Annotated in this window: 16 protein-coding genes; 6 read left to right on the forward strand and 10 right to left on the reverse strand. The window is 63.6% G+C overall.

Going from position 1 to position 22,499, the window contains the following annotated elements; all coding sequences use genetic code 11:
- Positions 1 to 67 precede the first annotated feature (67 nt).
- Entirely contained in the window at positions 68 to 2,716 is a 2,649-nt protein-coding gene (ppc, locus tag KUV41_RS15430; protein WP_222485469.1) for a phosphoenolpyruvate carboxylase, read from the forward strand.
- A 120-nt stretch (positions 2,717 to 2,836) separates the two neighbouring features.
- On the opposite strand, the gene KUV41_RS15435 is transcribed toward ppc, so the two are convergent.
- The 8 genes from KUV41_RS15435 to KUV41_RS15470 all read right to left on the reverse strand — a co-directional run bounded on the left by KUV41_RS15435 (position 2,837) and on the right by KUV41_RS15470 (position 13,769).
- Positions 2,837 to 4,258: a sigma-54 interaction domain-containing protein gene (locus KUV41_RS15435; protein ID WP_222486674.1), complete on the reverse strand. Its 1,422-nt coding sequence runs from the start codon at positions 4,256 to 4,258 to the stop codon at positions 2,837 to 2,839.
- A 94-nt stretch (positions 4,259 to 4,352) separates the two neighbouring features.
- Complete coding sequence (locus KUV41_RS15440; RefSeq protein WP_206937694.1) at positions 4,353 to 5,945, reverse strand: sodium:solute symporter family protein; 1,593 nt, start codon at positions 5,943 to 5,945, stop codon at positions 4,353 to 4,355.
- A gap of 179 nt (positions 5,946 to 6,124) precedes the next feature.
- The gene (locus KUV41_RS15445) at positions 6,125 to 6,343 is read right to left on the reverse strand and encodes a hypothetical protein (protein ID WP_222485467.1); all 219 of its coding nucleotides are present in this window, start codon (positions 6,341 to 6,343) and stop codon (positions 6,125 to 6,127) included.
- 69 nt (positions 6,344 to 6,412) lie between these two features.
- Positions 6,413 to 7,687: a peptidase gene (locus KUV41_RS15450; protein ID WP_222485465.1), complete on the reverse strand. Its 1,275-nt coding sequence runs from the start codon at positions 7,685 to 7,687 to the stop codon at positions 6,413 to 6,415.
- Positions 7,688 to 7,967: 280 nt separating this feature from the next.
- Complete coding sequence (locus tag KUV41_RS15455; protein WP_206937704.1) at positions 7,968 to 9,224, reverse strand: M20 family metallo-hydrolase; 1,257 nt, start codon at positions 9,222 to 9,224, stop codon at positions 7,968 to 7,970.
- A 330-nt stretch (positions 9,225 to 9,554) separates the two neighbouring features.
- Complete coding sequence (locus KUV41_RS15460) at positions 9,555 to 10,244, reverse strand: hypothetical protein (protein WP_222486675.1); 690 nt, start codon at positions 10,242 to 10,244, stop codon at positions 9,555 to 9,557.
- Positions 10,245 to 10,833: 589 nt separating this feature from the next.
- On the reverse strand, positions 10,834 to 11,766 hold the full coding sequence (locus tag KUV41_RS15465; protein WP_222486676.1) for a ketopantoate reductase family protein: 933 nt from the start codon (positions 11,764 to 11,766) through the stop codon (positions 10,834 to 10,836).
- Positions 11,766 to 13,769, reverse strand: a complete 2,004-nt coding sequence (locus tag KUV41_RS15470; RefSeq protein WP_222486677.1) for a DNA topoisomerase III — start codon at positions 13,767 to 13,769, stop codon at positions 11,766 to 11,768. Before KUV41_RS15470 ends, KUV41_RS15465 begins: the two co-directional genes overlap by 1 nt.
- Before the next feature lie 184 nt (positions 13,770 to 13,953).
- Here KUV41_RS15470 and KUV41_RS15475 point away from each other — a divergent pair, with 184 nt between their 5' ends.
- On the forward strand, positions 13,954 to 15,219 hold the full coding sequence (locus KUV41_RS15475; RefSeq protein ID WP_222486678.1) for an ABC1 kinase family protein: 1,266 nt from the start codon (positions 13,954 to 13,956) through the stop codon (positions 15,217 to 15,219).
- A gap of 48 nt (positions 15,220 to 15,267) precedes the next feature.
- Positions 15,268 to 17,118, forward strand: a complete 1,851-nt coding sequence (locus KUV41_RS15480) for an SEC-C domain-containing protein (protein WP_222486679.1) — start codon at positions 15,268 to 15,270, stop codon at positions 17,116 to 17,118.
- Positions 17,119 to 17,227: 109 nt separating this feature from the next.
- Here the strand turns inward: KUV41_RS15480 and KUV41_RS15485 are convergent, their stop codons facing one another.
- Complete coding sequence (locus tag KUV41_RS15485) at positions 17,228 to 18,583, reverse strand: AmpG family muropeptide MFS transporter (protein ID WP_206937724.1); 1,356 nt, start codon at positions 18,581 to 18,583, stop codon at positions 17,228 to 17,230.
- Between the two features lie 206 nt (positions 18,584 to 18,789).
- Between KUV41_RS15485 and rfaH the strand changes: the two genes are divergently transcribed.
- The 3 genes from rfaH to ccoM all read left to right on the forward strand — a co-directional run bounded on the left by rfaH (position 18,790) and on the right by ccoM (position 20,173).
- Positions 18,790 to 19,332, forward strand: a complete 543-nt coding sequence (gene rfaH, locus KUV41_RS15490) for a transcription/translation regulatory transformer protein RfaH (protein WP_206937742.1) — start codon at positions 18,790 to 18,792, stop codon at positions 19,330 to 19,332.
- 25 nt (positions 19,333 to 19,357) lie between these two features.
- Positions 19,358 to 19,864 carry a peptidylprolyl isomerase gene (locus tag KUV41_RS15495; RefSeq protein WP_222238216.1) on the forward strand — a complete coding sequence of 169 codons (507 nt, stop codon included), beginning with the start codon at positions 19,358 to 19,360 and terminating at the stop codon, positions 19,862 to 19,864.
- Positions 19,865 to 20,059: 195 nt separating this feature from the next.
- Positions 20,060 to 20,173, forward strand: coding sequence for a cytochrome c oxidase subunit CcoM (ccoM, locus tag KUV41_RS19660; protein WP_277987364.1), 114 nt, complete (start codon positions 20,060 to 20,062; stop codon positions 20,171 to 20,173).
- Positions 20,174 to 20,399: 226 nt separating this feature from the next.
- Here ccoM and KUV41_RS15500 read toward each other — a convergent pair whose 3' ends face one another.
- The gene (locus KUV41_RS15500) at positions 20,400 to 22,121 is read right to left on the reverse strand and encodes a proline--tRNA ligase (protein WP_222163068.1); all 1,722 of its coding nucleotides are present in this window, start codon (positions 22,119 to 22,121) and stop codon (positions 20,400 to 20,402) included.
- Positions 22,122 to 22,499 lie beyond the last annotated feature (378 nt).

Here is a 22,499-nt window from a genome sequence, read left to right on the forward strand (position 1 = left end):
CTTACCACCACAACGTAGTGGGGCCGGCGTCAGGGGTCCCGCTGGACACAATAGACAAGGAGACCCCATGAGCCACGACCTGCACGAATCCCTGCGTGACAACGTCCGCATTCTTGGTGACAGCCTGGGACGCACGATTGCCGATGACCTCGGCCCGGGGTTTGTCTCGCGCATTGAAACGATTCGCGGACTGGCCAAGCGGGGACGCCAGGGAGAGGAGGCCGGCCAGCAGGAACTTATCGAGTATCTGCGTCGCCTGCCGGAGAAGGACCTGTTGCCGGTCACCCGCGCCTTCAATCAGTTCCTCAATCTGGCCAACATCGCCGAGCAGCACTACCGCGCGCGCTTTCGTCGGGTCGAGGACTACAAGCCAGGGATGCAGCCGGTACTGGGCGAACTGCTCGAGCGGGCGCGCCAGGAGGGTCATACCCCGCGCAAGCTGGTCGAGACGCTGGCCAACATGCGCGTCGAGCTGGTGCTGACGGCGCATCCGACGGAGGTCATCCGGCGCACGTTGATCCAGAAGTACGACGCGATCGATGACTGCCTGACCGCGATCGAATCCTCTGGTGAATACCCCGAGCGCGCGGCACGGGCCAAGGGGCGGCTCGAAGAGTTGATCAGCCAGGCCTGGCACACCGATGAGATTCGCCATGATCGGCCGACCCCGGTGGATGAGGCCAAATGGGGCTTCGCGGTGATCGAGAATTCCCTGTGGCAGGCGGTGCCGGATTTCCATCGAGACCTCGACAACCTGTTGCTCGAGAGCGCCGGTGAGCGCCTGCCGCTGGACGCCGCGCCGCTGCGCTTCGCTTCGTGGATGGGCGGCGATCGCGACGGCAACCCCAATGTCACCGCCCGGGTCACCCGGGAAGTGCTGCTGCTGGGGCGCTGGATGGCGGCGGATCTCTATCTGCGTGATCTCGAACAGCTCAAGATCGAGCTGTCCATGTGGAGCACCAACAGTGCCCTGCGTGCCGAGGTCGGCAATGTCGCTGAGCCCTATCGGGAGCTGCTCAAGCGCCTGGTGACGAAGGTCGAGGCGACCCGCGACTGGGCCAAGGCAGAGCTGGACGGCAAGAGCTACGACGGTGGGCCGATCATCGAGACCCGTGATCAGCTGTATGCGCCGCTGCTGGCCTGCTATCGCTCGCTGTGTGACGTCGGCCTGGACACCATCGCCAACGGCGTGCTGCTGGATACCCTGCGCCGGGTGGCGGTATTTGGCGTCACCCTGACCAAGCTGGATCTGCGCCAGGAAGCCGGACGTCACGCCCAGGTGATGGAAGAGCTGACCCACGACCTGGGGCTTGGCAACTATCGCGACTGGAGCGAGGAGCAGCGCCAGGCCTTCCTGCTGGCGGAGCTTGAATCCGCGCGGCCGCTGATTCCGCGTCGCTGGGAATGTTCGGCGGAGACCCGCGAGACCCTGGACACCTTCCAGGTGGTGGCCGCCGAGCACGGCGAGGCACTGGGCACCTATATCATCTCCATGGCAGGCCAGCCCTCGGACGTGTTGACGGTGGCACTGCTGATGAAAGAAGTCGGCGGCCGCGTGGGCATGCCCATCGCACCGCTGTTCGAGACCCTCGATGACCTGAACCGTGCGGGCGATGTGATCGACCGGCTGCTGGCGTTGCCTGGCTATCGCCAGTTTGCAGGTGACAGTCAGGAGGTGATGATCGGTTATTCCGACTCGGCCAAGGATGCCGGGCAACTGGCAGCGGCCTGGGCGCAGTATCGCGCCCAGGAAGCGCTGGTCGACGTGTGTCAGCGGCACGCGGTCGATCTCACCCTGTTCCACGGTCGCGGTGGTACCGTGGGTCGCGGCGGTGGTCCTTCCCACGCGGCGATCCTTTCGCAGCCGCCGGGGTCGGTCAACGGCAGCCTCAGGGTGACCGAGCAGGGCGAGATGATTCGCTTCAAGTTTGGCCAGCCGGACATTGCCCTGCGTTCCATGGAAATCTATGCCTGCGCGGTGCTCGAGGCCTCGCTGCTGCCGCCGCCCAAGCCCAAGCCCGCCTGGCGTGACGAGATGGACCGGCTGGCCGAGATCGCCCACGGTGCTTATGTCGGCGTGGTGCGCAAGGATCCGGACTTCGTGCCGTACTTCCGCGCGGTCACCCCGGAAGGTGCGCTGGGTCGCCTGCCCCTGGGCTCGCGTCCGACCAAGCGGCGCCAGGATGGTGGCGTCGAGACCCTGCGCGCCATTCCCTGGATCTTCGCCTGGACCCAGATTCGCCTGATGCTGCCCGCCTGGCTGGGCACCGGCGAGGCCTTCGCCACGCGCCTGGCCGAACCAGGTGGCCTGGATGTCCTGCAAGAGATGCGTGAGCAGTGGCCCTTCTTCGGTACCTACCTGGATATGCTGGAGATGCTGCTGGCCAAGGCCGACGTGGAGCTGGCGGCCTACTACGAGCATCGACTGGTCGACGAACCCAGTCTCGAGGCGCTGGGTCAGCGGCTGCGGGAGCGTTTCCGCAAGCTCCATGAAGAGCTGCTGAAGATCCTCGACCAGCAGGAATTGCTGGAGAAGACGCCGTTGATTCGTCAGGCCATCGAAGTGCGCAATCCGTACATCGATCCGCTGCACGGCTTGCAGGCCGAACTGCTGCAGCGTAACCGTGACGCGGACGGTGCCATCAGCGCGGATCTGTCCCGTGCCCTGATGGTCACCATGGCAGGTATCGCCGCCGGGCTGCGTAACACCGGCTGACGACGAGCATGTAGCGCGCTGTTAGCGATGCCCACACCCTCTGCCCGGCCATATGGCCGGGCAGATAGTGTGAGGTGCAAGGTATGCCAGCCCACAGGGATATGCGCTCAACTGAGATCTTCACCCCTTCCTGAGGCGGCGCATCAACCAGGATTGGCTGACTCCCAGTGCCTCGGCGGCCTTGCGCGTGCTGCCATGCTGTTCGAGGGCCTGATCGATGGCCGCCCGCTCCAATGCCGCCAGGCGCTCAGGCAGTGGCCGTGGGTCACTGTCTTCAAGCGTTGCCAGCAGCGTGCCGTGGGAGGTCGTGGCATCAGCGGCGGTACTCGGCTCCAGTTCGGGTAGGTCCAGGGCCAGATCGGCCACGCCGATGGTGCTGCCTTCGCAGAAGACGCTCATGCGCTCCAGCAGGTTCTCCAGTTCGCGCACGTTACCCGGCCAGTGATAGCGGCTCAGCGCTCTCAAGGCGGCGCGTTCAAGGCTCAGGTGACGCTTGTGGCGTTGTGCAATGTCCTTCAGCAGCTGCGTGGCAAGGCGGGGTATGTCCTCGGGGCGCTCGCGCAGTGGCGGCACCTCGATGGGCACGATATTGAGGCGATAGAACAGGTCAGGGCGAAAGCTTCCGTCCTGGACCCGGGTCGCCAGGTCAGCATTGGTGGCAGCCACGATACGCACGTTGGCCTTCTGCACCTTGCCCCCCAACGGGTGGTACTGACGTTCCTGCAGCAGTTGCAGCAGCTTGGGTTGCAGCGGCAGCGGCAGCTCACCGATCTCGTCGAGAAACAGCGTGCCGCCTTCTGCCAGGGCGACATAGCCGACGCGACCATCACGATGGGCGCCGGTAAAGGCGCCACTGCGGTGGCCGAACAGTTCGGCCTCCAGCAGCGCTTCGGGGATGGCGGCACAGTTGACGTGAATCAGCGGTTTGTCGGAGCGCGGGCTGTACTGGTGCAGGCGATTGACCAGCCAGCTCTTGCCGACCCCGGTTTCCCCCGTGACCAGCACGGTGGTATCGCTGGCGGCGGCTCGGTCCAGGCGTTCGAGGCACTGGCGATAGCGCGGACTGCGGCTGGGTGAGGCCGGACTGGTCTCGCTGGCGACCTGCTCTTGGCGAATGCGCTTGAGCTGGTGCATGACATGGTCAAGTAATGCTTGCGTGGTGTCCGGGGAGCGGGAGGCCAGCACGTCACGGTCCAGATTGCGTGTCTGTACCAGCACGGCATCGGGCTCGGCGGGAGAGCCTGAGTTCAGGCAGAACAGGCTGCCGTTCACCAGATAGTCCTTGCCGCGATAGCGGTGCACGACACTGACGGGCCTGCGTTCATCGATCACGAAGCGGGTGACCGACGGAGAAAACACGCCTTCCTGCTCCAGAGTGTAGACGTCGCTGGCATACAGCCGTGCTTCGGTGGTCTCGAGCTGGGACAGGCTGGCCTGGTTGACCCACAGCACGCGTCCCTCGAGGTCGGTAATGAAAATGCCATCCTCGAGTGCATTGAGGATGGCCAGCAGTTGATCGGGCATGAGGGTGCCGTGGTTCATCGAGGCTCCGGACAGTGACGAGGTGGGTCATGGTGTGCCCGGAGCGAGCGTTAGTAAAGATGGGAGAGGGGCTCAGCAGCCCCTCGACCTGCTGTTAAAGCCCAAGCTGGCTGAACAGGTAGCCCCACAGCGCGCCGGCGATGACCACGAACAGCACCATGATGAACCACACCTGGCGGTATTCGCGGATAAGTGCCTTGGCGCCGTTCGGGCGGGCCAGGATGTCGCGGATGGTGGTGTCGGACAGCCGCCGGGCGCGGATGTCGTCGAACACCTTCAACTCATAGTCCGAGGGCTGGCTCTTGAGTCCCACGGCAATCAGCGCCAGGGTGCCGAGCAGAATGGCGACCTGCAGGTTGTCGATGTGCAGCGGCAGTGCCAGCAGACCATGACGTTCCAGTTCGCCCACCACAATGAAGGTGATCGAGCCCACCAGCATGCAGGCCAGCGCGGCGTTGGCGCTCATCCGGCGCCAGTGGAGCGCAGCCACGATGGTCGGCAGCCAGGCCACGGCGAAGATGGCACCGGCATAGATGGAGATCCAGTAGATGCCGGCGGGGCGCGAGATCGCCACCGCGCAGACGATCAGTGCCACCACCGCCTGGGAGATGCGACCCAGGACGACCCCCTTGCGCTCGCTGACCTGGCGGTCAAACAGCTTTTCGTAAAGGTCTCGCGCCAAGGCAAAGCCTGTCAGCACGAACAGGGTGGACGCCGTGGACATGATGGAGGCCATCAGACCCGCCAGGCCGATGCCCGCCAGGGTCGGATTGGTGTGTTCCATGAAGCCGACAATCATGGCCCGGTCAGTCGGCTCGATACCCGGCTGGATGACTTGCATGGCGGCGGCGGCAAGAAACACCAGCAGCTGCATGGCGGGGGCAAAGAACACCCCGATCACCGCGACCTTAAGGATCACGAAGTCGTTCTTGGCCGGAAACACGCGGGAGACCAGTGCAGGGGTACAGGCGAAGAACAGGATCCACACCAGGAACTGCGAGATGGACCAGCCCAGCGGACGCTCATTGGCGCCACCGATGGTCCAGAAGCCGGGCAGCGTTTCGCCAAGGCCCTTCATGGCATCAAAGCCCGCATCGCCGATCAGTAGCGGGGCAATGACGAAGGCTATGGCCAGCATGGTGAAGAACATCATGGTGTCGGTGTAGACGACGCCATACATGCCGGACAGCGAGCAGAAAGCCAGCAGGGCCAGGGTGAAGGCGACGATGATCACCGGGAACGGGATGTCGATGATCTCGGCCAGTACCAGGCCCGCACCAATCAGCTGGATGATGCCATAGCCGAGCAGGCCCACGACCATCAGGATCAACGCCACCACGCTGACCCATTTGTTGTTAAAGCGATAGTCGAAGAAGTCCATCATGGTGCGGCAGTTGAGCGCCTTGAGCTTGCGCCCGATGAAGACCACCGCGATCAGGGTGCCGACCCAGGCACCGAAGGAGCCTAGCGCCGCGATCACCAGGGGCCCCTCGCTGTAGGAAATGCCGGCGATGCCCATCAGGGTCACCGCACTCAGGAAGGTCGCAGCCAGGGTGCCGACGATCAGCAGCGTCGAACCCTGCTCGCCCATCACATAGAAGTCGTCCTTGTTCTTGATACGACGGGCGAGCAGTGCCGCCACCGCCACGTAGGCGGTGAGTACGGTAGCGAAGATTGCCAGAGTCATGGCAGGTCTCTCTTGTTACAGGTTGTGGTTGTGTCAGGGAAATGCGGCAGCAAATGCCTGCGCCGCCAATTCGCCGCGCTGCCAATTCACTGCGCCGCCAATTCGCTGCGCTGTGGGCGCTTGGCGTCTCGTGGCGCTGGACCGATGTCTTCAGCACTTCCCTTGGGTTGGCAAATGGGTCAGCCCCGGGAAGTCTCGGGCTGTGGTGACGGGCTCCTGGTTTGCTGAGGGGTGGGCTGCCCAGATTGAGGCGCGCTGTCGGGTTGAGCGCCTTGCTTGAGCCGGCGAATGGTCGGGCGATACTCCCTGACCAGAATGACGCCGACAATCGCGACGGAAAGTGCCGTCGTGAGGAAGGCGTTGGCAAACAGAAACAGCACGTGGGGGTGGAAATCCATCGAAAAGCCTCTTGTTGTGGGGCGGGTATAGCGCGCACGCCTAGCCCGTCCTGTCATCGGGTCAGCGGATCAGGTGTCGGCCAGTTCACACCAGTCCATCAAGGTCAGCGCCATGATTTCGGCCACGGTAAAGACATCGTCCAAGCGAATGTGCTCATCGGGATGGTGGGCCAGTCGCGTGATGCCTGGGCCGAATACCAGCGCCGGAATGCCGTACTGGGACAGCAACCCGCCATCGGTTCCCCAGGGCGAGGCCTGCACCGCCGGCTGGCGGCCGTGGACCCGCTCGAAGGCATCGGCGAGCTGTGTCACCAAGGGGTTGTCCATATCGATGCCCCCTGGCTGCCAGCAGGCACCGTAGAAGGTGACGTCTATCGGGTGGTCGATGAACCAGTCGTCGACCTCTGCCAAGGCTGCCATGGCGTCCCGCAGGGACTGTTCGGCAGCCGCCACGGTCTCACCGGGGCCGACACCGATACGGCCTTCCATGGTGATATCGTCCGGCACGCTGGACGGCCAATCTCCACCGGCGATGCGGCCGAGATTGATCGGCAGAGGAATCGGTACACCGGCGTAGAGAGGGTCATCCAGCTCGGCGTTGCGGCGTGCCTCCAGGGCCTGGATCGCCTGAATCACGGGAACGCTTTTCTCCAGCGCGCTGACGCCCTCATAGCGGGTACCGCCATGCGCCTTGACCCCGGACACCGTCAGCCTGAACCAGCGCGACCCTTGCTGGCGCGGAAACAACTTCTGCTCGCTGGGCTCGGGGATCAGCGCCGCATCCGCGGTGTAGCCTCGCTCCAGAGCCGCCAGGGTACCAGCGCCGCCAGCCTCTTCCTCGACCACGCTTTGCACAATGACGTCGCCCTTCAGGCGGATGCCCAGTGCCATCAGGGTTTCCACCGCTATCAAGGCAGACAGGTTACCGCCTTTCATGTCGGTGACGCCGCGACCGAACAGGCAGCCGTCGCTGACATGGCCAGAGAAGGGGTGATCCTGCCACTGGTCATGATCACCCTCCGGCACTACGTCGACGTGGCCATTGAGGATTAGCGAGCGGCCACCGCCAGCGCCTTTCCAGGTGCCCACGACATTGGGGCTACCGGCCAGGCTATCTCTCTGGCAATGGAAGTAGGGGTTGTCAGCGAGGGTGTCGATATCGATTTCCCACAGGTCGGTATCCAGCCCCAGCGCTTGGTAGCGCTCAGCAATGCGCTGCTGATAGTGCTGCTCGTGGCCGGGAAGCGTCGCCTCCTGAACCCATTCGCTCAGTAGTGAGATGTAGTCATCACGCCGTTCGTTGATGAGCGTGCGAATCTGATCATGCATCGAGACACTGCTCATGGGAGCCAGACTCCCTGTTGGGTTGTCGTTGTAGGGACCATCGTTGTAAAGACCATTGTTGTGAAGACTGTGGCTGTGAAGATTGCTGTGAGGACTGTGGCTATGACGATCGACACGGTGAACGAGCGTGACGGGGAGGCCCGCCGCCATGAAGATCATGGCGTGCATCGTCATAGCGGTGGTTGGCGTTGTGAGCGAGGGGACAGCGCATCTCTGCCCACCTCGCTAGAGCTCGTTTGAGTCTATATCAACTCATTCGAGTCGAATTAGACTCGATTGCTCAGCTATCCTCACGCTCGGCCCTGGCGATGACGGCATCGCACAGCAGCTGGGTACCCAGTGCACAGTGCTCCGGCTCCGCGTACTCTGCCTCGTTGTGGCTGATGCCGTCGCGGCAGGGCACGAAGATCATGACCGTCGGGGTGACATGGGACAGGTGCACCGCATCGTGGCCTGCGCCACTCATCATGCAGGGAGCATCGAGTTGGCGGGCCTCGACGGCATCGCGCAAGGCGTCGATCAGCACCGGGTCAAAGGGCGTGACCGGGGAATGCCAGCGCCGCTCGAAGCTCAGCGTCACGCCCTCGGCCTCGGCGGACTCGTGGGCGATGCGCTCAAGCGCAGCGTCCAAGGCGTCAAGCTCGCTATCGCTGACATGACGAAGGTCGATCGTCAGCTCCACCTCACCGGGCACCACGTTGCGGGAAGGCTCGATGACCTTGAAGTCCCCCACCGTCAAGCGCGCGGCACCTTCGGAGTCGGCCATGACCTCCTCGCGCATGCGCTGTATCAACCGAGTGGCAGCCAGCAGCGGGTCGTGCCGGTAGCTCATCGGGGTGGGGCCAGCGTGAGCCGACTGTCCCGTCAGACGGATGTCGTACCAGCGAATACCTTGCACGCCGGTGACGATACCCACGGCATGGCCTTGTTCCTCAAGTACCGGTCCTTGCTCGATATGCAGCTCGAAGTAGGCGTCAAGGTCGGGTTCGCCCAAGGCTTGATCGCCGGCCTCGCCGCAGGCCTCGATGGCGTCGGCCAGGGTGATGCCCTGGCTGTCCTTGGCGTTGAAGAAGGTGGCGGCGTCCAGGCGGCCGGACCATACGCCACTACCGCCCATGGCAGGAGCGAAGCGGCTGCCTTCCTCGTTGGTCCATACGATCAGTTGCAGTGGACGCCGGGTGACGATGTCGCGCTCATGCAAGCTGCGCAGTACTTCCAGGCCGCCAAGCACGCCGAGAATGCCGTCGAATCGACCTCCCAGGGGCTGTGTATCCAGGTGGCTGCCCATGGACACTGCCGGCAGGTCGTCCTCGCGGCCACTGCGTCGGATAAACAGGTTGCCTGCCTTGTCCCGGCTCCAGCTACAGCCGATGGCTTCAATCCAATCCAGCAGCAGACGCCGGCCTGCTGCGTCTTCCTCAGTCATGGCAAGTCGCCGGTTGCCGCCGTTGGGTGACGGGCCGATCTTGGCCATTTGCATCAGGCTGTCCCACAACCGCTGGGCATCGATATCGACAGGGCGCGACGAAGACGTCATGGCAGCATTTCCTTGTGATGTTGTGTTATGCCACAGCATCTAGCGAATCATGGGCCATTTCGAGAATAAGGTTTATGAAACAATGACATAAAGTCTATTGCGTGGTGTGTCTTACGGCAGAAGGTGACTCGTGGCTGCCGCGTCAAGCCTCTGTGAGTCGATATCGACTCAGAGATGGGTGGCCTATTCAGGGCAAGCAGGTCTTCAGCTGCCTGGGGGGCGTCCGCGAGTGGGCGAAGTGCTGGGAGAGCGCTGGGAGAGCACTGGGAGCGTGCTGGCAAAGTGCTGACGAGTGCAGCAGAGGACCTTCCGATGGACCCCGGGGTGGGGTTAGAAGGGCAAGTGAAAGGAGGCGGTGATCATGTTCAGGTGCTCCAGCTCGCGGTCATCCACTTCCTCGAACTCGACCTGCCCGATCCAGCTGGAAGTCATCCAGCGGGCACCAAATCCCTGCACCCGGGTAGAGCCGCTGGTGGAGTCGAAGGTGTTACGCCCGGTAACTGGATCGCTGATCCATTGTGCCATACCGGTCTTGCCGTAGACCCCGAACTGTCCGATCCGGTAGCCGGCCACCAGGCTGCCACCCAGGCTGGTAACGTCCTGCACGTGTTGACTGTCGCTGGCGGTCATGGGGACATCGTCGCTATGTCGATAACGCAACTCGGCGCCCAGGTCCCAGCCGGACACATCTTCTGGAGCCATACCGGCTGTCAGGCGGAATCCAGAGGTATAGCCGTCAGGTGTATGTACCTTGTCACCCTGTACCAGCACGCCGCTGTCGAGTCTGACGATTTCTTGACCCATGCCAGAAAAGGCCGGTGTCGCCCCCTGGCCCGCGTCGTTGTCAGCCAGGGTGGACGTGGTGGTGTTTTCGTTGGCGCAGACCCCTTGGGCCGCCAGCGTCATCAGGCTGACCAGCAGGAACAGGGTGATCGAGCTTCTCCGCGCGAGCGGTGAGCGTGATGGCGAGTCGCTGTGGGCGATGCGCATGGGTGACATCAAGAAGCGTGGAGCTGTCATGATGGTTGTCCTGGCGGAGCCTCTCCGCTAATGGCGACCCTTCCTGGGGCGGGTCGTGCCTCGTTGTTACAGGCCCCGTGCACGCTGCCGTGCTCGGCGGGGCCGGAATCTCTGCTGCTTGACGACTGTCGCTCTTCACAAGCGCCGCTCTCAACAAGCGTCGCTCTCAACAAGCGCCGATTTCTACGACGTACCGCCAAGGAGGTAGCGCGTGGCGACTGTGACGAATCTCAAGCCGTCACCGGACAGCTACTATCGCCAGACAGCTACTATCACCTGACAGTCTCTGTCGCCGGACAGTCTTTATCGCCGGACTGTCATCATCGGCAGAGCCTTGCTGAGCATGGATAGCCATTCACTATAGACAGTAGCGACCGTAGTATCTACGACTATCGTCGCGGCTGTCCTGTCTGATCTACCTTGCCTTTTGACCTTGCCTTGCCGCGTATCAGTCATCGGTGGTCTGGCTAACGCGTTCTGCCGCAACAAACGTCGCGGGGCCGAGTGCTGTCCTGGCCTGCACCCAGGCTGGCGTTGGAGCTAAAAATAGCAATCGCTGCCCGTGGATGCTACTCCAGGCTTGCCTGATTCAAGCATTCAGGAAGTGCCAATACGCCGTCAGCTGAGGGCAGGGAAGGTTCGCGTCGCTCGCGGCGTCGAGCAGCGGGCCGAGGATGGCATCGTGCTCGGTGGGGCGACCCGCCTCGATGTCCTGAAGCATTGAGGCGCGATTGGCGGCGGTTTGCGCAATGACCTGCCAGACCCTGGCGTGCCAGGCGCTGTGTCCGTGCTGCAGCGGGTACGACCCGTCCAGCGCTGTTGCGGGAGGGGGGATCTCCAGGGCCGCCAGGATCAGGCGGATTTCATCGATGATGGTGTTCACCTCATCGCGATAGGGGGCTTGTGCCAACTCGCCGTTACGGACCCGGTGGCGTGCCACCAGGGGATTGATGGCGGCATTGACGGCCAGCTTGTGCCACAGCCTGACCGAGATGTCTGCGACGGCCCGGGCATCCAGTCCGGCGTGGCGGAGTTGAGCGGCCAATGCCTCGGCAAGCTCAGTGTCGCTTGGGTTAGCGGTGCCGTCCAGATGACCGATCACGGTTTGCCCGTGACCGGCATGTACCACCCCGTGGTCGTCCTCGAGATAGGCGCCTTCGGTAGTGGAGGCGCATAGCACCGGCCCGGTCCAGGCCTCGGTGATGGGGCGCTGAACGCGCAGGCCGTTTTGCCACAGGATCACCGGCGTCTGCGGGGCAAGATGTCCGGCGACGGCGGCAAAGGCGTCCTGGGTAGCGTATGACTTGGTGGTCAGCATGACCCGCTCGACGCCTTGGCAGGCCTCGCCGGGATCCGTGCTGACAGTGAGTAGCAGTCGCTGGTGCTGGCCGTTGGGGTCCGTCAGTGATTGTTGCCGGGGGAGCGGACGTCGGCCGAGCAGCCGCACGGACTGCCCTGCAGCGCTAAGGCGACATGCCAGCAGGCGGCCAATGGCGCCCGGTCCCACGATCAGCGTGCTCATCAGGTGTTCCCCTTGCGTGGCGAGCGGCGCCCCCGGCCGCTGCTGGACTTGCGGTTGGCGCCGCCGTCAGAGGTGGTGCTGGAGGCGTCTCGTGCGCTGGTTCCTTTTTTGGCCCTGGGCTGGCTCCGGCGCCGGCGAGTGCCAGCCCGCTTCGCGGGCGTGGCGGCGGCGACTTCACCCTGAGCGGAGCGCAGGGCGGACTGTAACCGCTGGCTATCGGCGCTGGCCACCAGCGCAGTGAGGTCGACCACCAGCTGAGACACGAAGGGATCGGGCTCCGCTCGGGCTTCAGCGATATCCTCCAGGCGCTGCTCCCACAGCGCCGTCCGTTCAGGCCTGCTGACCGCATCCGGCAAGGAGTGAATCAGGCCGACGCCCAGGCGGGTCGCTCGCAGAGTCTTGGCCTTGCGCACCAGGTAGCCCCGCTCGATCAGTGTCTCGATGATGCCGGCGCGAGTTGCTTCGGTGCCCAGCCCATCGGTGTCTCGCAGGGTGCGCTTGACCTCGGCGTCTTCCACGTAGCGGGCGATGTTCATCATGGCCTTGATCAAGCTGGCGTCGGTGAAGGGTTCTGGCGCACGTGTCTCGCGCTGTTCCACCTCGGCATTGATGGCCTGGCAGGTTTCTCCCTGGTGCAGGGCGGGCAGCGGAGGCGCCTCGTCACGGGTAGTGAACAACGGCTTCCAGCCAGGTACCAGCAGTGTCTGCCCCGACGCCGCAAAGCGCTCATCCAGGAGTTGGCATTCTGCCTTGATCTCCTGGGTCTCGAGGGCCGGGTAGAATTGTGCCAGGACGTTGCGGGCGATCAGCCGATAGACGTCGGCTTCCTGGGCGGACAGCCGCTCTGCGCTGAAGGGTTTGCCGGTCGGGGCCAGAGCATGGTGGGCGCCGACCTTGCTGTCATCGAAGGCGCGCGAGCGCAGCTGCATGTCGGCGTTGGCCAGCCAGCGTCCCAGCGTCGCATCATCTCGACAGGCGCTGGCCAGCTGCCCGGGCAAGCTCTTCAAGTGCTCTCGGGGCAGGTAGCGGCAGTCGGAGCGTGGATAGGTGATGAGCTGGTGACGTTCGTAGAGGCGCTGGCAGATATCCAGCACCGCCTTGGCCGACAAACCATGACGACGGGCGGCATCGACCTGCAGTGCTGACAGCGAGTATGGCAGCGGGGGAGGCTGGCGCCGGTGACGGGATTCGACCTTGGTCACGACACCCTGGCTGCCTGGCAAGCGCGCGGCCAGGGCCTGGGCCGGGGCCTCATCGAGCAGCCGGCCGCGTTCATCCAGCCGATGCTGTTCGGACGGTACCCACCAGGCCTTGAAGGTCCCTGCGGCGACGCGCACCTCTGCCCACAGCACGTGGAACGGATAGGGGACGAACTGGCGAATTTCCTCGTCGCGGCGCACCACCAGCCCGAGTACCGGTGTCTGTACACGGCCTACCGACAGCACACCATCGTGACCCGCCTGTCGCCCTATCAGGGTCCAGGCTCGGGTCAGATTGATGCCATAGAGCCAATCGGCACGCGCCCTGGTCTGGGCCGCGCGATAGAGAGCATGGTAGTGACGATTGTCGCCGATACGTGACAATGCCCTGACGACCGCCGGACGGTTGAGGTCATTGATCAGCAGGCGTGCTACGTCGCCTTTCCAGCCCAGATGCTCGATGACCTCCTGGACCAGCAGCTGACCTTCTCGGTCCGGGTCGCCGGCGTGCACAAGCTGGCTGGCACGCTTGATTCTGGCGCGGATGACGGCCAGCTGACCTCGCGCCTTGGGCCGCGGTACCAGTTTCCACTGACTCGGCACGATGGGCAGGTGGTCCCGTCGCCATGGCTTGAGCGCTGGATCATAGGCATCCGGGGGCGCCTGTTCCAGCAGATGCCCGAGACACCAGGTGACCTCGGTGTCGCCGACGGACAGGTAGCCGTCATGTTTCTGTGCAGCCCCGGGCAAGGCATCGGCGATGGCGCGCGCCAGGCTAGGTTTTTCCGCAATGATCAATCGCATGGCGCACCACAGAAGGGATGTTTCTGGATATTCTTCCAGTATCTGAAGAGCGATGCCAGGTGTACCATGACGTGATTGATGTACAACTCTTATATCATTTTTTTATGCATCGAGAGTGGGCTGACCAGGCAGTCTTGCCATCTCGAGCGCCGCGACCGCTGCCGTTGGTGGCACGAGGAGCATCATGCGACAGGCTGGAAGAACGCGCCGTATGTTGGGTCTGTCGGTGCGCACGGGGACCACGCTACTGCGATCCCGGGTAGGCGGCAATGCCGACTGGCAGGCGCTTGGCGAGTCGCTGTTCGACGGCTTGTCGGAGCTGAAGGGGCCAGCCATGAAGCTGGCTCAGGTCATGTCCCAATGGGATGACCTGCTGCCCCCTGAGCTCGCCGAGGAGCTGGCTCGCCTGCAGCGCAATGCCACTCCGGCGCCGTGGGAGGATATTCGGACGACGCTTGAGCAGGAACTGGGTGAGCTGCAGGCACTGTTTCGTCATGTCGAGCCCGCGCCCTTCGCCAGCGCATCCATGGGGCAGGTGCATCTCGCCACTACCCTGGAAGGGCAGCAGGTGGTGCTCAAGGTACAGTACCCCGGCCTCGAGCAGGTGCTGGAGCAGGACCTGGCACAGGTCCGCCGTATCCTTCGCCTGGGGCGCTGGTTCAAGGTCTCCCAGAGTCGCCTCGATGCCTTGTTCGATGAATTGGCCGAGAGCCTGCGCCAGGAGCTCGACTACGTCGCTGAGGGCAACATGTTGAGGCGCTATCGTGAGCGCTATGACGCCTGGGGCAATATCCGCATTCCCGCACCTGTCGACTCCCTCTGCACGTCTCGAGTGCTGGCCATGGAGTATGTGCCGGGAACACCGCTGCGCGAGATCGAGCAGGTCGATGACGAACGACGGCAGCACGTGGCCAGCACGCTGGCGGACTGGCTGACAGAGGAACTGTTCGTCCATGGCGAGGTGCATGCCGATCCTCATGCCGGTAATTTTGCCGTGGATGATCAGGGTCGCTTGATCCTGTACGACCTGGGGGCGGTGATAGCGGTGCCACCGGAGCGACTGAGGGGCATGCTGGCGCTGCTGTCGGCGACCCTGGAACGGGACCCTGTGGCCATGGATGAGGCCCTTCGAGGACTCGGCGGGCGGCAGGGCGAAGGCGCGCCCTTGGCGTTGTATCAGGAGTCGGCCGAGGCCATTGCCCCGCTGTTTGCGCCGGGGCTGCAGGATTTTGGTGATGTGCGTGTCCATCGGCGTCTGCGCGAGCTGAGTCCCAGAGTATGGAGCGCGCTGGACCGTCTCCAGCCACCGCCCGGCATGTTGATGTTGGCGCGCACGCTCAACGGACATTACTGGAACCTGGTGCGTCTCGAGGCGCGCCTGGATATGCAGAATCGAACAGCGCAGGTCTTTCAGACCTACGCCGGCCAGGGCGTGGGTCTGCCAAGCTGAGCTCTGCACTGTTAGACTGTGCCGTTTTTAATTTCAGGGGAGAGGGCGATGCTGGCGTTATGGGTGGATCAACTGCTGGGCTATGCCTCTGGCGCCCTGGCAGCCATTCGGCAGGATGAACGCTATCCCAGCCTGATGAGCTGGGCGCGGGAGCAAGGCCCGGACTGTGTGGGTGGCGACAAGTCGCTGGCCCAGGCGCTGGCGCCGGAGCTGTGGTCGCAGACGCCGCTGGCTCGGCTCGATTTCGCCTGTGAAACCCTGGCGCGCCCCGGCCGCAACGAGCCTTGCTGGTGTGACTCCGGACGCAAGATGAAACAGTGCTGTGGTGCGGTCAGCCTGCCGGGCCACCTGCCTCCACACCTGATGTGGATGCTGTCGCTGCGTGAGTGGAAGGGCGACGCACTTAAAGCGGCGCTGGCCAGCGGTCGAGCCCCCGCCCAGGCGCTGCTCGAGGCGGGCCTGATCGCGGCGGAGTCCGGTCAGCGCGGCCGTGCCCAGCAGATACTCGAGTCCCTGTTCACCAATGCGGACTGGGAGCGATTGCCCGAGCAGGCGGAGCCGGCCTTCGAGATACTGCTCGACCTGTTCCAGGAGCGCGGCTTCCATCGCAAGCGGGAGGCGCTGCTGGACGAGGTGCTGGAGCGAGGTCCGATGTTCCTGCGCGGGGTCGCCCTCGAGCGGCTGTGCCTGATGCATCTGGACAATGACGATCTGGATAGTGCCCGCGCAGCCTTCGTGCGTGCGCAACAGGCCCTGCCAGATTCGCCGACCCTGGCATACATCGAGGCCATGCTGCTGCTGCATGAAGGCAATGACGAGGAGGCGGTGGAGCGCTCACGCTTCTGGCTGCGTCGTCTGACCCGGCAGGGCGACCTCGATCCCGAGCAGTTGCAGTTTCTTGCCGATCTGGCCGACAACCCCGGCGCTACCCTGGCTGACCAGCTATTGAGCGCTGAAGAGGATCTGGCCGAGCCGCTGGTGGGGCTGCAGACCCTGCTGGCTGAGCTGCCGACGCCTCCGCCGATCAAGGTTGAACAGCAGGATGGTGTGCTGGTGTATCGCTCCACTGCACGGGAAGACACCCTGTTTGCGGCCTTCCAGGAAGGTTTCCAGGTGGACGTGGACCCGGACGCCCCCATGGGATTTCTGGGAGACCCCTGGATCAATGCCAGCGTCTGGTTGCCGGCGCTGTGTGCCAATCCCGAACAGCTCGATTCGCCGGCAGTACTGCAATCGGTGTCGCTGGCATTGACCAGTCGCTTCGGCAGCCTGCCGTGGATGGCGCCCAGCCTGTTCGAGCCGCTGGCCGAACGGCTTGAGCGTTGGCTGCAGCAGGTCAGCCAGAGCGGTGACGGTCCCTTCCAGTGGGATCAGGCGGACAACGCGCAGCTGCTGCGCGCGGGGCTGGCCCTGGTGGTCGGCATGGAGCGCGGGTCGCGCCAGCATTCCCGTGAGTTGGCCGAGTTGCTGCTATCGCTGGACGAGCAGGACAGCCTCGGCTTGCGTGAGCTGGTGCTCGACCAGTTGCTGCGTGAAGGCCGTGACGGCGAGGCGTTGTCGATGAGTCGGCAGGCGTTGGAGCAGGCAAGCGAAACGGATGCCGCTGAACAGGATGCGCCGCTGTTGGGCATGTACATGGGCCAGGTGCTGGCACTGTACCGACTGGGGCAGCTCGACGATGCGGCGGCCGCGTTGGAGAGTGCCAAGCGCCATAACAGCCATGCGGTCTCTCTGCTGTGCAGCGACAACCCTCAGCGCGCGGCGACGCCTCCCAATGGACAATTGGCAGAGCCTGGCACCCGTGCCGAAGCCTGGCAGTACCGCACCCTGATGCGTGACCAGTGGCGGACGACTCCAGGGGCGCTGGACTGGTTGCAGGAACTCGGTTCTCGCCGCTGAAGTGACCGCCCGGCGAGTGAACGTCAGTCGCACCTGCGCGTCTGACGTTCGCTACCGGTATCAGGCCTCGGCGCTGGAGGTCTCTTCCTTCACCTGGAGGCCTTTACCTTCACTTGGAGGCCTCTTCCTTCACATAGTGCCGTTTGATCCACAGCGCCATCGCCACCGCCGGAAGGCCAAGAAGCGAGGCCAGCACGAAGAAGCTGGGGTAGCCCCAACCCTCCACGACCAGTCCGCCAAAGCCTGACAGAAACTTGCCAGGCAAGGTCATCAGTGACGAGAACAGCGCATATTGAGTGGCCGTGTAAGCGCGAGACGTCAGGCTTGAAAGAAACGCCACGAACACCACGCTGGCCAGACCGTTGCTAAGGTTGTCGCCCATGATGGTCAGCACCAGCAATTCTTTCTGAGCGCCGCTCATGGCGAGCCAGGTGAACATCAGGTTGGTGAGCACGGTGGCGGCAGCCCCTATCACCAGGATGCGTCCGATGCCGAAGCGCACGACAAGGACCCCGCCGAGCAGTCCCCCCAGTAGGCTCATGACCACGCCAAAGACCTTGGTCACGGTGGCGATGGTGTCCAGACTGAAGCCCAGATCAACGTAGAGCGGATAGGCCATCGATGCCATCGCCAGGTCGCTGATGCGGTAGATGCCGATGAACACCAGCAGTCCCAGGGCGCCTAGCCCAAAGCGCGAGAAGAAATCCAGGAAAGGGCAGACCACCGAGCCGATCAGCCAGGCCCCGGTGCGCCGGAACCAGGCGGGTTGGCCTTGGCTGGCACGCAGGAAGCTCCTGACCCTGGGTTCTGCGCTGAGGCGCTGTGCCAGGGGCTTGCGGGGAGGCTCGGGGCGCAGCAGCACGGTGATCATGCCAATGGCGGTCAGTGCGGCCATGCACTGATAGGAAAGCTGCCAGGAGCCCAGGTCGGCCAGGTACAAGGCTCCTGCGCCGGCCATGATCAGGCCACCGCGATAGCCAATGATGTAAGTCGAGGCCATAGCTGCCTGCACATCGTCTTCCGCTGACTCGATGCGAAAGGCGTCGATGGCGATGTCCTGGGTGGCGGAACCGAAGGCGACCATCAGGGCGAATAGCGCCACGCTGCCAAGTTGCTGTGCAGGATCAAGCGTTGATAGGCCCACCAGTCCGGCCATCATCAGCGTCTGGCCGGCCAGCATCCAGCTGCGTCGCTGGCCCAGCCAGCGTGTCAGCAGAGGCAACCGAAAGGCGTCGACCACAGGCGCCCAGAAGAACTTTATCGAATACAGCAGTCCTATCCATGAGAAGAAGCCGATGGCTGCCACCTCGACGCCAGAGGTGCGCAGCCAAGTCGTCAGGGTGGAAAACACCAGCAGGAACGGAAGGCCGGCAGAGAAGCCCAGAAACAGCATGGCCAGTACAGGCGGCCGCAGATAGACGCCAAGGGCCTCGATCCAGCGGCGCATGGCCGAAGGGGTGGGCATGTGAAAGCCTCCTTGCATGATGGTCGGCGATCCGAATGGTAAAATGCGCTCAGTATCCCGGCGCTGCTCGGCGAATTGTTGCAAAGCCGCAGGGACGATACCAGCGGCGCGCGACAAGCCGCGTCGGTGGCGAGCCGGAAACTGAGACCAAGACAGGCCCCCAGGTCATATCCTTGTCCGCCTGGTGGGTGCCCGGAAGGAGTTACATGAGTCACAGCATCAACGAGACGGTCACTGGTGGCGATTCCACGCCGCGCTGGTACGTAATCCAGTGCAAGGGTGGAGAGTCCTTTCGCGCCGCTCAGCATCTGGCCAATCAGGGCTACGAACTCTTCCATCCGGTGCTTGAAGTGCAGAAGAAGCGCCGCAACAAGCTGACCTGGGTCGAAGAGCCACTATTTCCTTACTACCTGTTTCTTCGCCTCGACCAGGTCGAAAGCAACTGGCGCCCCATTCGCTCGACCCGGGGGGTGCTGAAGATCGTCACCTTCGGCCTGTCGATGCCGGTACCGGTCAGCGACGAGCTGGTCGAGCTGTTGCGTCGGCACGGGCAAGAGAAGGACGAAGGCCCGGGGCAGCTGTATTTCCGCGCCGGCGAGAGCGTCGAAATCACCGACGGTCCGTTCAAGGACCTGAAGGCAGTGTTCGATAGCCACAAGGGAGAGGAGCGCGCCATCGTGCTGCTCAACATGCTGCATCGCCAACAGCGCCTTGAAATGCCTGTCGCCGCCTTGAAGCGTCAGGACTGAGACTTATCTCCGAAAGGAACGCATCATGAAGATTGCCCCTCAGAAAGTGGCCCAGCTCCATTATGTGCTCAGTAATAGCCACGGTGAGGTGCTCGACGACTCGCGTCAGCGAGGCGAGCCACTGGAATACCTTCACGGCCACGACAACCTGATGGCGGGGCTCGAGCGAGCGCTCGAAGCGACCGAGCCGGGTTCTCGTGTCGATGTCACCCTGGCCCCTGACGAAGCATACGGACGCAGGGATGAGTCCCTGGTCCGTGAGGTGGGGCGTCAGGCGTTCCCCGCGGCGGAATTGCGCCCTGGGATGTGTTTTCAGACCCCCGGCGATGCCGGTCCCCAGATCGTCACCGTGGTCGAGGTGAAGGACACCACGGTGGTGATCGACACCAATCACCCACTGGCGGGGCAGACCCTGCGCTATCAGGTCGAGGTGCTGGAGGTACGCGACGCGACCCGCGCGGAACTGGCGAAGGGGCACCCACTGCCCGCGGGTACCGAAGCCTCATCGGTGGAAGATCGCAAGGTGCTGTAGGCCGCTGGCTGACCACCGCTTGCGCTGTCCGCGACCGCCAGAAAAAGCCGCCCTTGGGCGGCTTTCGCGTGAATGGACGACGGCTGATATGGCGGCGGGCGAATGTCGCACAGGGACCCTTGACTCAGGTCAGCACAATTCATCAGGAGGGCGGCTAAGCTTGAACCATCAACACAGCAAGGGGAGGGCAGGGCCATGTATCTCGATGATGCAGTGATCTTCGGTCTGGGGGCTGTCGCCCTTTCTGTGGTCTTCATGGCGGGCTGGATCGCCTTTGTCATTCGCGACAGTCATCGTCGCAAGCGATAGGTTCCGCGTAGACAGGTTGGGTCTCATGTGCACAGAACCCAGCCATTGACCAGCGTCAGGGGAGGGGGAGTCATCCCCCTTTTTCAACCGGCCCTTCGGGGCCGGTTTTTTTATCTGCAGGATTCACAGCACGGCATGAGCAGCCCTGCGGCTGTCGCGTCGCCGCCAGGTCAGACCTGCACCAACGGCCCGGACGCCTCAGCGCCCGGGACCGTTGAGGGCCCTGTTACAGGGCGATACGCTGCTTGAGGAAGTCGACGATGGCGTCGGCGGGCACCATGGTGGCGTCACTGTCGCGGCGCCCCTTGTACTCAAGCTCGCCCTTGTCCAGGCTACGGTCTCCCACGACCAGGCGATGGGGAAGGCCCATCAGCTCCTGGTCGGCAAAGCGCACGCCGGGACGCAGATCACGATCATCCAGCAGCACGTCGAAGCCTGCCGCGGTGAGCTCGTCATGCAGGCGATCGGCCGTTTCGCGCACGCGCTGGGACTTGTGTGCGTTCATCGGCACAATGGCCACATGGAAGGGGGCGATCGCATCGGGCCAGATGATGCCGTTGTCGTCGTGGTTCTGCTCGATGGCAGAAGCCACCACCCGGGTCACACCAATGCCGTAGCAGCCCATCCACGGGTGGATGGCACGACCTTCGTCACCGAGCACGGTGGCATTCATGGCTTCGCTGTACTTGCGGCCCAGCTGGAACACGTGACCGACCTCGATACCGCGCTTGATCGACAGTACCCCCTTGCCGTCCGGCGAGGGGTCGCCTTCGACCACATTGCGGATGTCGGCCACCTGGGGCAGCGCCACATCACGCTCCCAGTTGATGCCGAAGTAGTGCTTGCCGTCGACGTTGGCACCGGCGCCGAAGTCGCTCATCAGCGCGACGCTGCGGTCGATCACGATCGGCATGTCGAGTCCCACCGGTCCCAGTGAGCCAGGCCCTGCGCCAACTGCAGCACGGATCTCTTCTTCGCTTGCCATGGTCAGCGGGGTGGCCACCTGCTCCAGATGCTCGGCCTTGACCTCGTTGAGCTCGTGGTCGCCGCGCACCAGCAGCGCCACCAGACCGCCTTCGCTGCCCTTGACCATCAGTGTCTTGATGGTCTTTTCGATGGCAAGGCCATGCTGTTCCACCAGGGTGGCGATGGTCTTGGCGTTGGGGGTGTCGACCAGGCGCAGCTCCTCGCTGGGCGCTGCACGGCTGGCGTCACTGCCCAGCGGCGCCGGCAGCGCTTCAGCCTTCTCCATGTTGGCGGCGTAGCTGGACTCGGTGGAGAACACGATGTCGTCTTCGCCGGAGTCGGCCAGTACATGGAACTCGTGGGAGCCGGTGCCACCGATGGAGCCGTTGTCGGCGATCACCGGACGGAAGTCGAGACCCAACCGCGTGAAGATGCGCACATAGGCGTCATACATCTTCTGGTAGGTATCCTTGAGGGACGCCTCGTCCTGATGGAAAGAGTAGGCGTCCTTCATGATGAACTCGCGCGAGCGCATGACCCCGAAGCGCGGACGAATCTCGTCACGGAACTTGGTCTGAATCTGGTAGAAGTTGGCTGGCAGCTGCTTGTAGCTGGCAATTTCCTTGCGCACCAGGTCGGTAATGACTTCTTCATGGGTCGGGCCGACACAGTAGTCGCGCTGATGCCGGTCCTTGAGGCGCAGCAGCTCAGGTCCATACTGCTCCCAGCGGCCAGACTCCTGCCACAGCTCGGCAGGCTGTACGGCGGGCATCAGCAGCTCCTGGGCGCCGGCGCGATCCATTTCCTCGCGCACGACCCGTTCCACCTTGCGCAGAGTGCGCAGGCCCAGTGGCAGCCAGGTGTACAGGCCAGAGGTCAGACGGCGGATCATGCCCGCACGCAGCATCAGCTGGTGGCTGACGACTTCAGCGTCGGCAGGCGTTTCCTTGAGGGTACTGATCAGCAGGTCGGTGGCGCGCATGGGTCCGCAGATTCCTTCACATCGAGTCGATAGATCGTAGAGCGTCGAGGGATACGGCAGAGTCTTCTATTGCCGGTGATCAGGCGCTGCCTGATATCGGTCGACGCTCGCAATGGAGAGTGTGGTGTGTTGACGATGTCACTCATCGAAAGTGTCGAGCATTGTACGGTGAAGCCGTCGCGGCGGCAAAACAGTGTCATGCAGTGATATAAATGGTGTCGACGTGCGCAAGGTCTGGCCGATGGCGGGGAGCGAACCGGAATCTACGTGCCGCAGCGGAGTCGACAGCGGGAGTGCTGCGCAGCGTTGGCGAGGTCAGCTAAGTGGTGCAGAAAAACGTGCTAGGATGCGTGCGAGTTTTCTCATGGAAGATGTCGC

This window comes from Halomonas sp. DP8Y7-1 (genome assembly GCF_019801685.1).
GTDB classification, from domain to species: Bacteria; Pseudomonadota; Gammaproteobacteria; order Pseudomonadales; family Halomonadaceae; genus Halomonas; species Halomonas litopenaei_A.

Bases quoted from the DNA above. Each gene is read 5' to 3' on its own strand.
- ppc (WP_222485469.1), top strand. From the start codon at position 68: ATGAGCCACGACCTGCACGAATCCCTGCGTGACAACGTCCGCATTCTT.
- KUV41_RS15435 (WP_222486674.1), bottom strand. From the start codon at position 4,258: ATGAACCACGGCACCCTCATGCCCGATCAACTGCTGGCCATCCTCAAT.
- KUV41_RS15440 (WP_206937694.1), bottom strand. From the start codon at position 5,945: ATGACTCTGGCAATCTTCGCTACCGTACTCACCGCCTACGTGGCGGTG.
- KUV41_RS15445 (WP_222485467.1), bottom strand. From the start codon at position 6,343: ATGGATTTCCACCCCCACGTGCTGTTTCTGTTTGCCAACGCCTTCCTC.
- KUV41_RS15450 (WP_222485465.1), bottom strand. From the start codon at position 7,687: ATGAGCAGTGTCTCGATGCATGATCAGATTCGCACGCTCATCAACGAA.
- KUV41_RS15455 (WP_206937704.1), bottom strand. From the start codon at position 9,224: ATGACGTCTTCGTCGCGCCCTGTCGATATCGATGCCCAGCGGTTGTGG.
- KUV41_RS15460 (WP_222486675.1), bottom strand. From the start codon at position 10,244: ATGACAGCTCCACGCTTCTTGATGTCACCCATGCGCATCGCCCACAGC.
- KUV41_RS15465 (WP_222486676.1), bottom strand. From the start codon at position 11,766: ATGAGCACGCTGATCGTGGGACCGGGCGCCATTGGCCGCCTGCTGGCA.
- KUV41_RS15470 (WP_222486677.1), bottom strand. From the start codon at position 13,769: ATGCGATTGATCATTGCGGAAAAACCTAGCCTGGCGCGCGCCATCGCC.
- KUV41_RS15475 (WP_222486678.1), top strand. From the start codon at position 13,954: ATGCGACAGGCTGGAAGAACGCGCCGTATGTTGGGTCTGTCGGTGCGC.
- KUV41_RS15480 (WP_222486679.1), top strand. From the start codon at position 15,268: ATGCTGGCGTTATGGGTGGATCAACTGCTGGGCTATGCCTCTGGCGCC.
- KUV41_RS15485 (WP_206937724.1), bottom strand. From the start codon at position 18,583: ATGCCCACCCCTTCGGCCATGCGCCGCTGGATCGAGGCCCTTGGCGTC.
- rfaH (WP_206937742.1), top strand. From the start codon at position 18,790: ATGAGTCACAGCATCAACGAGACGGTCACTGGTGGCGATTCCACGCCG.
- KUV41_RS15495 (WP_222238216.1), top strand. From the start codon at position 19,358: ATGAAGATTGCCCCTCAGAAAGTGGCCCAGCTCCATTATGTGCTCAGT.
- ccoM (WP_277987364.1), top strand. From the start codon at position 20,060: ATGTATCTCGATGATGCAGTGATCTTCGGTCTGGGGGCTGTCGCCCTT.
- KUV41_RS15500 (WP_222163068.1), bottom strand. From the start codon at position 22,121: ATGCGCGCCACCGACCTGCTGATCAGTACCCTCAAGGAAACGCCTGCC.